Here is a 12,688-nt window from a genome sequence, read left to right on the forward strand (position 1 = left end):
TCGTGACTTAACAAAAAGAATGGAGGGAGAGTATGGCAGACACGTCACAGAAAACGGTTCTCATCACAGGGAGTAACAGTGGGATTGGTGCTGCGACGGCCAAGTTCTTTATCGATAAAGGCTGGAACGTAGCTGCCACAATGCGGAATCTCCAGAAAGCTCCGTCTTGGATGAATTGCGCAAACTGCGCGACTTTTCGTCTTGATGTCACTAATGAAACGAGCATCACTGAAGCCATTTCCCAAGTGATCGAGCGCTTCAGAAACATTGATGTCTTAGTGAACAATGCCGGCTATGGTCTCAAAGGTCCACTTGAGGGCATTACCCCTGAGCAACTTGAGCGCCAATTCGCAACTAATGTTTTTGGACTCATCAATGTTACCAAGCACGTAACCGCCATCATGCGCGAGCAAAAAGGTGGTACAATTGTTAATATTTCCTCTATTGGTGGACGCATTGCTTTTCCTTTTACTAGTGCGTATCATGCTACTAAATTTGCCATTGAAGGTCTATCTGAATCTCTGCGTTTCGAACTGAAGCCATTCAACATTCGGATCAAACTCATCGAGCCTGGCGGTATTAAGACGGATTTTGTAACGCGATCTCAGGAATGGGCGAAGCACCCTGCATATGAACCACAGCTGTCCAAGATGATCCATCTAACAACACGATTAAACAACACTCTCCCAGGACCGGAAGGTGTTGCTAAGGTCATCTACAAGGCAAGCACTGATTCTTCGAATAAGCTACGCTATTTGGTTAAAACGGGACCGTATTTAAAGGTGAATAGTGTTCTTCCTGACGCTATATGGCGATCGCTCGTGGGTTCTGTACTCAGGTGAACCGAGACTTCGTATTCTACAGGAGGTTTCATTTAACAATTATGGCATCTGATTGTAACCAAACAGTTCAAGCATTTGAGTACTTTGGTCTAAACATAATAATCTACTTATAAAATCATGCCAACTTTTCTCCACTCTGGAACTTGGGTAAGTTGCCCACTGCCCAATCCGCAAGCAAATCTGCGCCTTTTTTGCTTTCCTTACGCCGGAGCTAGCACCAGAGCATTTTTCTCATGGGCTGAACATCTGCCATCAACCGTGGAGCTTTGTCCGATTGAACTACCAGGACATGGCCCACGCTTAAAGGAAAAAGCCTTTACTCAACTGCAACCTTTAGTAGAGGCGATCGCCATGGCTATTTTACCTTACCTAGATAAACCTTTTGCCTGCTTTGGTCACAGCATGGGCGCACTACTCAGCTTTGAGCTAGCTCACTTTCTGCAAAATCGCTACAATCAAAGCCCAAGGCATTTACTCCTTTCCGGTCGCCGTGCGCCTCAAACACCCAGCCTAGCTGCGCCTATCCATGCTTTACCAGATGCCGCCTTTATTCAGGGGCTACGCCAATACAATGGTATGCCGGAAAAAGTCATACAAAATGTTCAACTTATGGAGTTACTGTTGCCTATGCTCAGAGCAGATTTTACCTTAATGGAAACCTATAATTATGTTCCGCATTCACCTCTAGACTGCCCCATGACAATTTTTGGCGGACTAAAGGATCTGACAGTAAGTTACGAAGCTCTGATATCTTGGCAATACCATACTCATGCTGAATTTACTGTCCAGATGTTTCCAGGCAATCACTTTTTTATTCATTCAGATCAGGAACTACTGCTGTTGTCACTCAGTAAAACTCTTGAAAGTATCTGTTAGAAAAATAATTAAAAAATTTTATTTTTAGAAGTTACTCTCTTCCTACTCAAAGATAACCCATCAAGGTAGCAGAGCAAGCAAGGGAGTAAAGGAGCTAGAAAATAAGAAATTTTACACATCTAATGGGGGTAATATGAAAAGAAAGTTAGGTATATCTGAAAAGGTTGTATGGCTTTTAGGTCAAGTGGGTTCAAATAACATTGTAATAATTACAGAAATCAGTGGTTCTTTGCCGGAAGAAGTTTTGCGCGAAGCCCTTGTACTCATCCAAAAAAAGCATTCACTTCTAAACGTCCATATTGAACTTACTAAAAATATTCCTATTTTTGTCACAGGAACTCAAAAAATTCCACTCCGTATTGTTGAACTAAATAGCCCCGAGCAGTGGATTCAAGAAACTAACGACGAAATGAACCTCCCTTTTTCTTGGGAAAAGGGTCCATTAGTGAGAGTTGTATGGTTAAGGTCAGAGAAAGTTCACATACTCCTGATTACACTTCACCATGTAATTAGTGATGGCAAATCTGGAGTTTATTTAGTGCGTGATTTGCTTTCTATAACTGCTGAACTTTTATCTAGAGGCGTAATCAAAAGTCATATTCCATTACCAGAAAGACCTTCTATTGATGAGATAATCCCAGCCAGTTTTTCTGGCTTTAAAGGCGTTTTGGGTATGTTAAAGACAGGATTAAGGCAGAATTTGATGCTTGCAAAGCAACCACAGACTTTTGCTATAGAGAAAGATGTACCACTACAGCAAATCAGAAGGTGTGTTATTCATCGAATTTTATCGGAAGAAACAACAAGATTGTTGACGGTCCGTTGTAGACAAGAAAAAACTTCTGTTCATGCCATTCTCTGTGCTATAATGATGAAAGCTTCAGCACAAAAAATTAATAAACAAAAAATTGTTAGGCTTTGTTGCTTGTCTGCCATTAATCTACGTCACTTACTTACACCTCCAATTAAAGATGAGATTGGCTTTTATGCTTCGGTACTCTCAACGTTTCATCAACTTGGAGTGGAAACTTCGCCATGGAATTTAGCACGGGAAGTGAAAACTAATCTTTCTAATTTACTTGAACAAGGACAAGTTTTGGCTACATTGATGTTGCAAAAAAATATCCTGTCCTTCAGATGTCCTAGTCCTATAAAGATGGCTCAGGAGGTGAATCAAGTTTTTAGAGCAACAACTGGTGTAAGCAACTTAGGGCTAATTGAGATTCCAGAAAATTACGGTTCTTTGGTAATACGTAAATTGCACTTTTGTGTTTCAGGAAATGCATTTCCACAAAAAAATATTGGTATTGCAGTAACTACTTTCCGAGGACAAATGGTGCTTAATTTTCTATTCAGTGTACCTCATATCTCTCTAAACAATGCGGAGAATTTTGTTAACTATGCAATTGAAACTTTAGAACAAGCACTAGAATTGCCAAAGGATAATTACTATCAAATAACACTGACTTAAGTAGGTCGGCGAGAAAAAACCAAACTATACTCTGAATAGTAATAATTAAAGATTTTTTGGAAGATTTATAACATTCAAATGCATCACAAATATTTTCTCACTTAAAATAGGATAAATGATGTTATAATTATTGTCTATTTGTTATTTTACAAGCACAAATAAATATTTTATTTGCTTAAGCAGCAAGTTTTGTTTTGCAAACAAGGCAAATTGATAGCTCAATACGGTTCAGTTAAGGATTTTTAGTAAAAAAAATTGGTTTGTAGAGACGCGCCACTTCTCGTCTCTAAAAAGAGTTGTGGGGTTATCACCAAGCGTATTAATTTATAGTTCAAATGAGAAAATTATAAATAAGTTTTAACTAATGCAATAGGCAGCATGGTTTTTGTAATTATTAATATAATGAGAAACATAATTTTTTCTCCTTTGCTTTTAGTTATCTATACTTCTCTACAGCTTACTGAGCTATTGCCTGTATTTTCTTAAGGAATTTATTCTCTGCATATGGCATTTCATTCAAATAAAACTGCTTCCACAAGCACAACTAGTAAACCTGGAACCTTTTCCAAAGAAAAAAATCACAATATGAAACTACCTGACGGACCTCAAATTCCTACCATTTTGCAATTAATAAAATGGATAGGCACACCTTTTAAGTATCTAGAAGATTGCTCTAAGCGCTATGGAGATATCTTTACTTTAAGGCTACTTGGCTTTCCACCATTGGTAGTTATCGGTAATCCACAAGGAATTGAGGATATTTTCAGCGCTGATGCTGAAGCTTTTGATGCAGGTCGTACAAATGAATATTTTCGTCCCTATTTTGGTGAGAACTGCCTATTATTAATCGATGGCGAGCGCCACAAACGCAAGCGAAAACTGATAATGCCTCCCTTCCATGGAGAAAAAGTCAAATCCTATGCTGAATCAATCTGTCAAATTGCCGAAAGAATAACAAGCCAGTGGCAAGTAAATAAGCCTTTTCTTGCTATGGACGCCATGAAAGACATGGCGCTAGAAACAATTTTACAGATATTATTTGGTTTAAATGAGGGCGATCGCTACCAAGAAATTAAATCACTCCTCATCCAAGGTCTGGATACAATTTTTTCTTGGCAATCAGGTCTTTTCTATTTTAAATTTCTTCAAAAGGATTGGGGTGAATGGAGTCCCTGGGGAAAATATCTACGATACTATCAAAAAATTCATGCTCTTTTACAGGATGAAATTGAAAGCAGACGCGCTAATCCACAACAACAAGGTAATGATTTTCTCAGTTTAATGTTATCTATGAGCGATGAAGATGGTCAGCCGATGACCGACGAAGAATTACGCGACGAAATCATCGCTCTTTTGATTGCAGGTCACGAAAGCACTACTGTTGCGTTAAGCTGGGCTATTTACTGGGTCAACAAGCTTCCTGAGGTCAAGGAAAGGCTTGTGCAAGAGATAGATAGCTTAGGAAAGAATCCAGATCCAATTGCTATCTCTCGATTGCCATATTTGACAGCAGTTTGTCAAGAAGCGTTGCGAATTTATCCAGTCTTTCCGATCACCTTTAAACGCATTACTAACTCAACTGCTGAAATTATGGGTCGTAAGTTTGAGCCGGGTACAGTGATGCTTCCCAGTATTTACTTAGCCCATCATCGAGAAGATATTTACCCAGAGCCAAAAAAATTTTTGCCCGAAAGATTTTTAGAGCGTAAGTACTCTGCATTCGAGTTTCTCCCTTTTGGCGGGGGTAATCGTATTTGTCCAGGTTACGCTTTAGTCATGTTGGAAATGAAACTGACGCTATCGACAATCTTATCTAGCTATGAGCTAGAACTAGCAAATGACGAACCAGTCAAAATCCAAAGTCGTGGTGTTAGTGTTTATCCGAGTAATGGAGTCCCTATGGTGGTGACAGGTAAGAAGGCAGAAGTACAAAGCCAGAAGGCGTCTGTATGTTTCTAGGCTTCAATGTATCCCTTGGGCGTCTCTGACAAAAATTGTACTTATCCACTGTCTGTACTTTCTTAAGGAATCACTTTCATATGTCATCTTCTTCAACTCAAGTTACGTCAACAAGCTCACCTAGCCCTCGCGAAACCTTTTCAAAGGAAAAAATTCAAAATTGGCTCAGATGTTATGTAGCTGATCTATTAAGTGTCAACGCAAACAAAATAGACATTACAGTTCCATTTGACCGTTATGGGCTAGACTCTTCTAGCACCATAGGTATGTTAGCTGACCTCGAAGATTGGTTAGCTCATAGATTGGAACCAACACTAGTGTATGATTATCCAACTATCCAAAGCTTGGCTAAACACTTAGATTCCGAACTAAACCAGGAAAGGCATGTAAGCAACTAGCTGGATGGATAAAATTCAACATAACAACGATAGCGGCATTATTGTTCCTTTGTGATTTCTGGTCAATTCTCACCAGTTATGTTGATTAGTCTCTACCTACTTCACTTTTTTCACATATGTGTTCGTTAGCTAAAATCCCACATATGTGAAAAATCACCAAAGGTATTGCTGAGTGTTTTCATCTCCTAACTGTTGCCATACTATCGGTCATGTACGTTAAATGGCATAAGTAAAATTTGAAGCAATTTTGTCCTAATTTATAGTCCAGTCTGAGGTAAAAAGCATTATGTCAGATATTACACAAGAACAAACAACAGAAAATCAATTTTTTGCATCTGAAAACAAAGAAAAGAGGCATCTCAAAGTTAATGACATTAATTACCGCAACAATATCGAATCTAATTACACTGAAATCATCGAAGAGCTAGATAAGAACTACGACTACGCTAGCAATAAAGATTACTACTGGAGCGAGGCAGAGCTTTCACTCCTGTATGGCACCCCACTCTATGAAGCAGCATCCCCTTCACAAAAATTGGCTCTCAATCATTTGTACTGGACTTCACAGTACGATCATATTGCTGCTAGTGAAGGAAGCACCATTCTTTACAACCAAGTAACTGCCGGTGTATTTGCTGCCGTTGGTGGTTATACAACTCTCTGTCAAGAGCTGGATCTTGAGACCGAGCAAGAACGATCTCATATCCATGCCTTTCAAAAAATTTGTTACAAAACAAAGGTTGCTTTGTTGGGAAAGTCCATGCTTGGCAATCATTCAAACAAGGCTTCTGGGCTAACAGATAAGAGCCTAGCTCAATACCTGATTCCCGACCAAATCCGTAAATTTCTCAGTTTTGACTGGACGAGTTCACCGTTCTCGAATTATGATGCCTTCCGCTTTGTCACTCAAACAATGATGAAAGAACAATCACATTCTTATTCTCTATATTTGAAACAGTTAGAGAAAAAAGGAGAGTTTGTTCCAGCTCCAACAAAAGGTTACTTTGGAGTTGCTTTACCTCGTCCTCTGCTTCAGTTCTTTACGTTTAACTGGGGAAGTTCAGCGTTTTTAGCTTGCCAGCACTATGCTTATCGCTTCTCTGGCAACATGGGACTCAAGAACTATGAATATAGTTACTCCAAATACTTTAAGGAGCTAGAGCGAAAGGGTGAGTTTATTCCCATTCCAACAGCTGTCTCACACTATCATTTGTTAGATGAGTCATTCCACACAACGACTTCTCAACTGATTTCTCGGGATATGTATAAAGATTTTCCCGAACCAACAATTTATGAGAAGTTTGTTGCTAATCAAATCATGTCTATGATGCAACGAGGTTTCTTGAATGAACTTTCTGCTGGTCTTCCAGCCACATTCCGCAGAGATGCATTTTTCATGCCTTTATACTATAAGTTGCTTCGTTCGCCTATCTTTGATATGTCCAAAGAAGAAGCTTTGAATTGGATGGAAAAATGTTTGTGTCAGGAACACGAAGGTTTCCACGTAAATCGCAAGTACTATGAGCGCCTGCATAGGGATCTTTGCCGATTCACTGAAAATTTAGATTATTTATCGCCGGTGAACCGTGAAATGCAGATTATGGCTTCTGGAGGTTCAATTCAAGGTGCAATTAAAAACAATATTAAAGAATTTAAGCGCTTTCGTGCATTTGTGAATTGACTTAGAAAATTTCAGTTTTTAAGTATCAATTTCTAGGCGTTCCTGAATCAAAGTATGAATCACGCGATTGGGCGGAGGGCAAAACCCTTACCGATAAACACTTAAAGCTTGCTGGCCCTACGGGACCACATCCCCAAGAAGCCATGTTTTAGATAGTGTATTAAGTAGCTAGGTGCAATTAAATATAAAACGTTCCACCGTGTATCCACCAGTTTGACTACGGGCTGTCATGCCCTCTATCACTGAGATCGCTAAGTCATACTCATTGTCAAACATTTGACCTGCAATTTCATGAGTTTTTAATTGATGCCATTGTGTTTCAATCGGATTCATTTGTGAACAGTAAGGGGGCAAAAAGAAAATGTATAGTCCAAGTTGCTGCCAACGCTGCCATTGTTGACGCACCAGCTTACTCTTGTGCAGAGAACCATTATCCTGTACAACTACAGTAATAATTCCGCGTTGGGCTAAAGTTTCAGCAGCTTTTTTTGCTTGTGAATCCATAATTGTAATATAGCTTTTCCCTTCAAATTCCCCTTGCGCTAATCCGTAATTAAAGCTTTTTCCCGGTTGCCATAATCCCAATATAGGGAATCAAAAACAATGACTTCTGTTCTTACACTTTCTCCCACTCTACCAAGTCATATAATTAGTTTAGTAGACCTTCTGTGTTACAGAGCGCAATATCAACCCGAACAGATAGCATATATTTTTTTACAGGATGAAGAAATAGAAGCTGCTCGACTGACTTATCAGGAGTTGGATAGGAAGGCTCGATCAATCGCGGCTCACTTGCAATTCTTAGGTGTTGCTCATGAACGGGCTCTATTGCTATATCCACCAGGCTTAGAATTTATAACTGCTTTCTTTGGATGTCTTTATGCTGATGTTATAGCTATCCCAGGTTATCCACCTCGACCAAATCGCTCTATGTCTAGATTGGAGGCAATTGTTGCTGATGCTGATGCATCGATTGTGTTGACGACTGCATCTCTATTAGAAAGTATAGAGCGTCGGTTTGCTGAAGTTCCTGGGTTAGCTGCATTGCGTTGGGTACCCACTTGTAAAATAGCGAATCATCTATCATCTGCTTGGCAGAAAGCAACCGTCAGCAGTGATAGTTTGGCGTTTCTTCAGTATACGTCCGGTTCCACGGGAAATCCAAAAGGTGTAATGGTCAGTCATGGTAATTTACTCTCTACCTCAGCAGATCTTGATCTGGGATGGGTGCATACCTCAGAGAGCATAATGGTGACATGGTTGCCGACCTTCCACGATATGGGATTAATCTATGGCGTACTCCAACCCTTGTATAAAGGCTTTCCAGCCTATATGATGGCACCCTTATCTTTCTTACAGAGACCATATCTTTGGCTAAAGGCGATTTCACGCTTGCGAGCAACCCACAGTGCTGCTCCTAACTTTGCCTATGATCTCTGCATTCGTAGGATCAGCCCGGAGCAGCGTGCCACTTTGGATCTTAGCAGCTGGTATATGGCTCTTAATGGTGCTGAACCAGTCAGAGCAGATGTCCTCGAACAGTTTGCTGAAACCTTCAAAACTTGCGGTTTTAACAGAACAGCCTTCTGTCCCGGCTATGGTTTAGCTGAAGCTTCATTGAAGGTGAGTGCTGTCCGAAAGGGAGATAGTCCAACGTTCTATGGAGTTGAGGCAGAAGCGCTAGAACAAAATCAAGTGGTAGAAGCTTCTAAATCCTACCAAAATGTGAAAACTCTAGTGGGATGTGGATATAGTGAGATTGATGCCAAAATTGCGATCATTAACCCTAAAACGTTGACGTGTTCTGCTCCCAAAGAAGTAGGTGAGATTTGGGTATCCAGTGCAAGTGTAGCCCAAGGCTACTGGAACCGCTCCAAGGAAACAGAACAAACCTTTCATGCTTATCTAAAAGATACTGGTGAGGGTCCATTCCTACGCACAGGAGATCTTGGTTTCTTAAAAGACGGTGAGCTTTTTGTTACGGGTCGAATCAAGGATATAATTATCATTCGAGGTCGTAACTATTATCCTCAAGATATTGAACTGACAATTGAACGAAGTCATCCAGCATTACGGCCAAGTTGTAGTATAGCTTTTACCATTGAGGCTCAGGGTCAGGAACGGCTAGTGGTTGTTCAGGAAGTAGAAAGAAGCTACCTACGTAAATTGGATATGGAAGAAGTTGTGGGAAATATATATCAAGCTCTTCAAGTTGAACATGAGTTAGAAGTTTTTGCGATCGTATTGCTTAAAACTGGAAATATTCCTAAAACTTCTAGTGGTAAAGTTCAGCGTCAAACTTGTAAAGCAATGTTTTTGGAAGGTAAGCTGGATGTTGTACATCTAGCATCTAGAGGAGAATTGCAAACCTCGGGAGTACAGCTTATTTATAACCCACATTCCGCATCCTAACTGTCACACATCAACAAAAAGTCGCTTGAGTAGTACATGGTAACTAAGATAGAAGTAAGAGAAAGTAGGCTTAATAAATAAGAATTAGCATGAAGCTGGAAATTGGATGAGAAAGTGAAGTTTTGTGACAAAGACAAAAGAAAGAGAAAACTTCATAGTTAAAAAATAATTGATAACAAAAATATAAATGATTTAATAACAACAGATGTCGATTAACAGGATAGTTGTCGTCGTTAACCCCACGAGATGTGCAACGCCTTAAATAAATAAGGATAGAAGAGATCAGTACTTGTGACAGGTTACTCGCGAACCGCTAGAGCGTCGAGCCAGTAATATATATTGACAAAAATATAATTATGTAATTGCGGTCAAAACGCCCATTTGTGGCTAAATTTTTAGGTCTGGTTAAGAGCGATCGCATTCAAACTGAGCACCCAAAAGTTCGATCTACGATGCAATGGGTTGCCAGAAAGATTACCCCAACCAGGATCACCAAAAGTGGGAAAGAACCGCTATATTATCTCATCAAAAGTAGTATCAACAGAGACTTCAGTCCAAGCATCTAATTCAGTTTTAACTGAATACAGCTTGGTATTAATAGCAGAAATTGCATCTTCTCCTAGTACTAATCTTAGTGGTGGGTGATCACTATCAACTGCTTTCATCATTGCTAGAGCTGCTTTTTTAGGATCACCTGGTTCGTTAAACTCCAATTTCATATTTAGGATATCTCGTGCATCTTGACGCATAGTACCAATCACTGTTTCATAGTCATCAATTTGCATATCACTTATGACCAGAGAACGTTTGACAAAATCTGTACGAAATGCACCAGGTTCAACAATTATGATTTTGATACCCAACGGTGTAACTTCCTGAGCTAATGCTTCAGAAATACCTTCAATTGCAAATTTAGTACCATTATAAATTCCTGTGCCAGCATAGGACACAAAACCACCCACTGATGAGATATTCATAATGTGTCCACTGCCTTGTTTTCGCATATGAGGTAGTACTGTTCGTAGCACTTCTAAAACAGCAAAAAAGTTTGTTTCAAACTGATGACGAACTTCTTCATTGCTGACTTCTTCTATTGCTCCTAAAACACCATATCCAGCATTATTAACAAGTACATCAATGCGCCCAAAATTGATAATTGCTTGTTTTACCGCTTCCCTTATCTGTTCAGATTTAGTGACATCAAGTTGCACCGCTAATGTTTGATTTGGAAAACTTGCTGCTAAATCTTCTATCTGCTCTAGATTCCTTGCGGTTAGCACCACAATCTCACCCCGATCAAGCACTGTTTCTGCTAATGCTCGACCTAAACCCTTTGAGCTACCAGTAATAAACCATACACGTTTTTGAGGAATTGAGGACGTCATCATAAAAATTATCCCTTTACTTATTGGTGGTTATCAGCCATTTCCTGCATCTTTTTGCGGAGACTAAGCGGTCTCATGTCAATCCATACTTCTTTGATATAGCTCAGACACTCTTGCTTCAAACCGTTTTTTCCCACATCTTTCCAACCAAGAGGATTTTCACGGTCAGATGGCCAAATAGAGTATTGTTCTTCGTGATTTATAACTACTTTGTAAATTGTTGTGTCTTCTTTATCGTCTTGATACATAATTGACCTGCTAATTTTGGTTAGTTATACTTTTATCGCTATTTGCTGTTTTTTACTCTGAGCAAATTTAAATTTTGAAATTCCAAAAATGTTAATACAATCACAAGTAACATAAACAAAATATCTGCAAGCAGCATCCCATAATATATACCTCTGATACCTAAGATTTTGGAAAATAAAATCACCATTGGCACAGTTAAAACTATGCTCCTTAACAATATTACTAATAGCACCATTTTACCTTTCCCTATAGATAAAAAAAGAGTATTGCTAAAGAATGCCAAAGGCCAGACAGGAATTAATATACTCAAGATAATAAAATTCAGTATATCATCTTGGGTAAAGTTAACATCTGGTAGAATCAGACCCAAAAATGTTTTTGGTAATAATTGTAAAGGCAACCAAATCAATATTGACAAAATAGTTCCAATGATTGCAAAAGTTAAATATGATTTTTTGACTCTTTGATAATTTTGTGCGCCATAATTCATCCCAATTATAGGTTGTAATGCTTGGGAAAAACCAATGATGGGAATAAATACAAAGGAAGATACTTTTACCGTTGCTCCAAAGAAGGCAATATCACTATTTGTACCATAATAAGAAATCAAGTTAAAAACTACGAAATCTTGAAGTAATATTGTGAATGGATAAAATAGTTCTGATATTCCTACTGATAAGATTGCACGCATTATATCTATGGCGATCGCTCTTTTTTGGAAAATGACAGAAACCGATGTTTTTCCAAAAATAAAATAGGCTAAATTAGTAATACTATAGATAATCATTGCTATAACCGTAGCAAGAGCTATTCCTTGTGTCTCCCAATTAAATAAACTGATAAATATATAATTCAGAAAAATATTAATAATAACAAACAGCCAATCAAATATTGTAGTTAACTTAATATTGCCTTCTGATTTAATGACCCGACTACAAGCTTCTGCTAATATCAAAAATACTGAGCCTAGTATATAAGTTTTAAAGTATTTTGTGCCTTCTAAAGCAACTTCACCTGTGCCTCCCATAAATAAAATTAATTCTTTTCCAAAACTGTAACCAATAATAGTAATTGAAAATGCGATCGCAACACTCATCACTATTAAATTAGTAAATATTTTAGATTGAGTTTTGGTATCTCTAGAACCAATCGCTCGACTGAGAACAGAAGCAGAGCCAACCCCAATAGAGAGAGCAAACCCATTTATTATACTTGTCAACGGCAATGCGAGTGAAATGCCAGCTAAAGCATTTTCACCAAGAAATCGTCCTGCAAATAAAGCATCAATAAAAGTATTTAAACTTAGCATCAATACTCCTAGTGTACTAGGAATTGAAAACTTAAACATCAATTTAACAAGATTAGCTTGCAGAATTTCATTGGTGATTTTATTTTGTTGATAGTCAGTCATATTT

General features: G+C 38.6%; 11 protein-coding genes. 7 read left to right on the plus strand and 4 right to left on the minus strand.

Annotation, left to right across the window (positions count from 1 at the left end; genetic code table 11):
* Window positions 1-32 precede the first annotated feature (32 nt).
* The 6 genes from B4U84_RS26485 (at window position 33) to B4U84_RS26510 (ending at window position 7,227) form a co-directional block, all read left to right on the plus strand.
* The gene (locus B4U84_RS26485) at window positions 33-842 is read left to right on the plus strand and encodes an SDR family oxidoreductase (protein WP_131121168.1); all 810 of its coding nucleotides are present in this window, start codon (window positions 33-35) and stop codon (window positions 840-842) included.
* A gap of 117 nt (window positions 843-959) precedes the next feature.
* A complete protein-coding gene (locus tag B4U84_RS26490) occupies window positions 960-1,718 on the plus strand; it encodes a thioesterase II family protein (RefSeq protein ID WP_131121169.1) in 759 nt (252 codons plus the stop codon).
* A gap of 133 nt (window positions 1,719-1,851) precedes the next feature.
* The gene (locus B4U84_RS26495) at window positions 1,852-3,189 is read left to right on the plus strand and encodes a phthiocerol/phthiodiolone dimycocerosyl transferase family protein (protein ID WP_131121170.1); all 1,338 of its coding nucleotides are present in this window, start codon (window positions 1,852-1,854) and stop codon (window positions 3,187-3,189) included.
* A gap of 585 nt (window positions 3,190-3,774) precedes the next feature.
* Window positions 3,775-5,148: a cytochrome P450 gene (locus B4U84_RS26500; protein WP_131121313.1), complete on the plus strand. Its 1,374-nt coding sequence runs from the start codon at window positions 3,775-3,777 to the stop codon at window positions 5,146-5,148.
* An 80-nt stretch (window positions 5,149-5,228) separates the two neighbouring features.
* The gene (locus B4U84_RS26505; protein ID WP_131121171.1) at window positions 5,229-5,546 is read left to right on the plus strand and encodes an acyl carrier protein; all 318 of its coding nucleotides are present in this window, start codon (window positions 5,229-5,231) and stop codon (window positions 5,544-5,546) included.
* Between the two features lie 286 nt (window positions 5,547-5,832).
* The gene (locus B4U84_RS26510; protein ID WP_131121172.1) at window positions 5,833-7,227 is read left to right on the plus strand and encodes a hypothetical protein; all 1,395 of its coding nucleotides are present in this window, start codon (window positions 5,833-5,835) and stop codon (window positions 7,225-7,227) included.
* 168 nt (window positions 7,228-7,395) lie between these two features.
* On the opposite strand, the gene B4U84_RS26515 is transcribed toward B4U84_RS26510, so the two are convergent.
* Window positions 7,396-7,731: a transposase gene (locus tag B4U84_RS26515; RefSeq protein ID WP_131121173.1), complete on the minus strand. Its 336-nt coding sequence runs from the start codon at window positions 7,729-7,731 to the stop codon at window positions 7,396-7,398.
* Between the two features lie 99 nt (window positions 7,732-7,830).
* Between B4U84_RS26515 and B4U84_RS26520 the strand changes: the two genes are divergently transcribed.
* Entirely contained in the window at window positions 7,831-9,639 is a 1,809-nt protein-coding gene (locus tag B4U84_RS26520; protein ID WP_131121174.1) for a fatty acyl-AMP ligase, read from the plus strand.
* A 512-nt stretch (window positions 9,640-10,151) separates the two neighbouring features.
* On the opposite strand, the gene B4U84_RS26525 is transcribed toward B4U84_RS26520, so the two are convergent.
* Genes B4U84_RS26525 through B4U84_RS26535 form a run of 3 tightly spaced genes read right to left on the minus strand, consistent with a single transcriptional unit; the run spans window position 10,152 to window position 12,684 of the window.
* Window positions 10,152-11,027 carry an oxidoreductase gene (locus tag B4U84_RS26525; RefSeq protein WP_026081710.1) on the minus strand — a complete coding sequence of 292 codons (876 nt, stop codon included), beginning with the start codon at window positions 11,025-11,027 and terminating at the stop codon, window positions 10,152-10,154.
* Window positions 11,028-11,044: 17 nt separating this feature from the next.
* The gene (locus B4U84_RS26530) at window positions 11,045-11,272 is read right to left on the minus strand and encodes an MbtH family protein (RefSeq protein WP_017308742.1); all 228 of its coding nucleotides are present in this window, start codon (window positions 11,270-11,272) and stop codon (window positions 11,045-11,047) included.
* 38 nt (window positions 11,273-11,310) lie between these two features.
* A complete protein-coding gene (locus B4U84_RS26535; protein ID WP_131121175.1) occupies window positions 11,311-12,684 on the minus strand; it encodes an MATE family efflux transporter in 1,374 nt (457 codons plus the stop codon).
* Window positions 12,685-12,688 lie beyond the last annotated feature (4 nt).

The organism is Westiellopsis prolifica IICB1 (genome assembly GCF_004323185.1).
Taxonomy (GTDB): domain Bacteria; phylum Cyanobacteriota; class Cyanobacteriia; order Cyanobacteriales; family Nostocaceae; genus Pelatocladus; species Pelatocladus prolificus_A.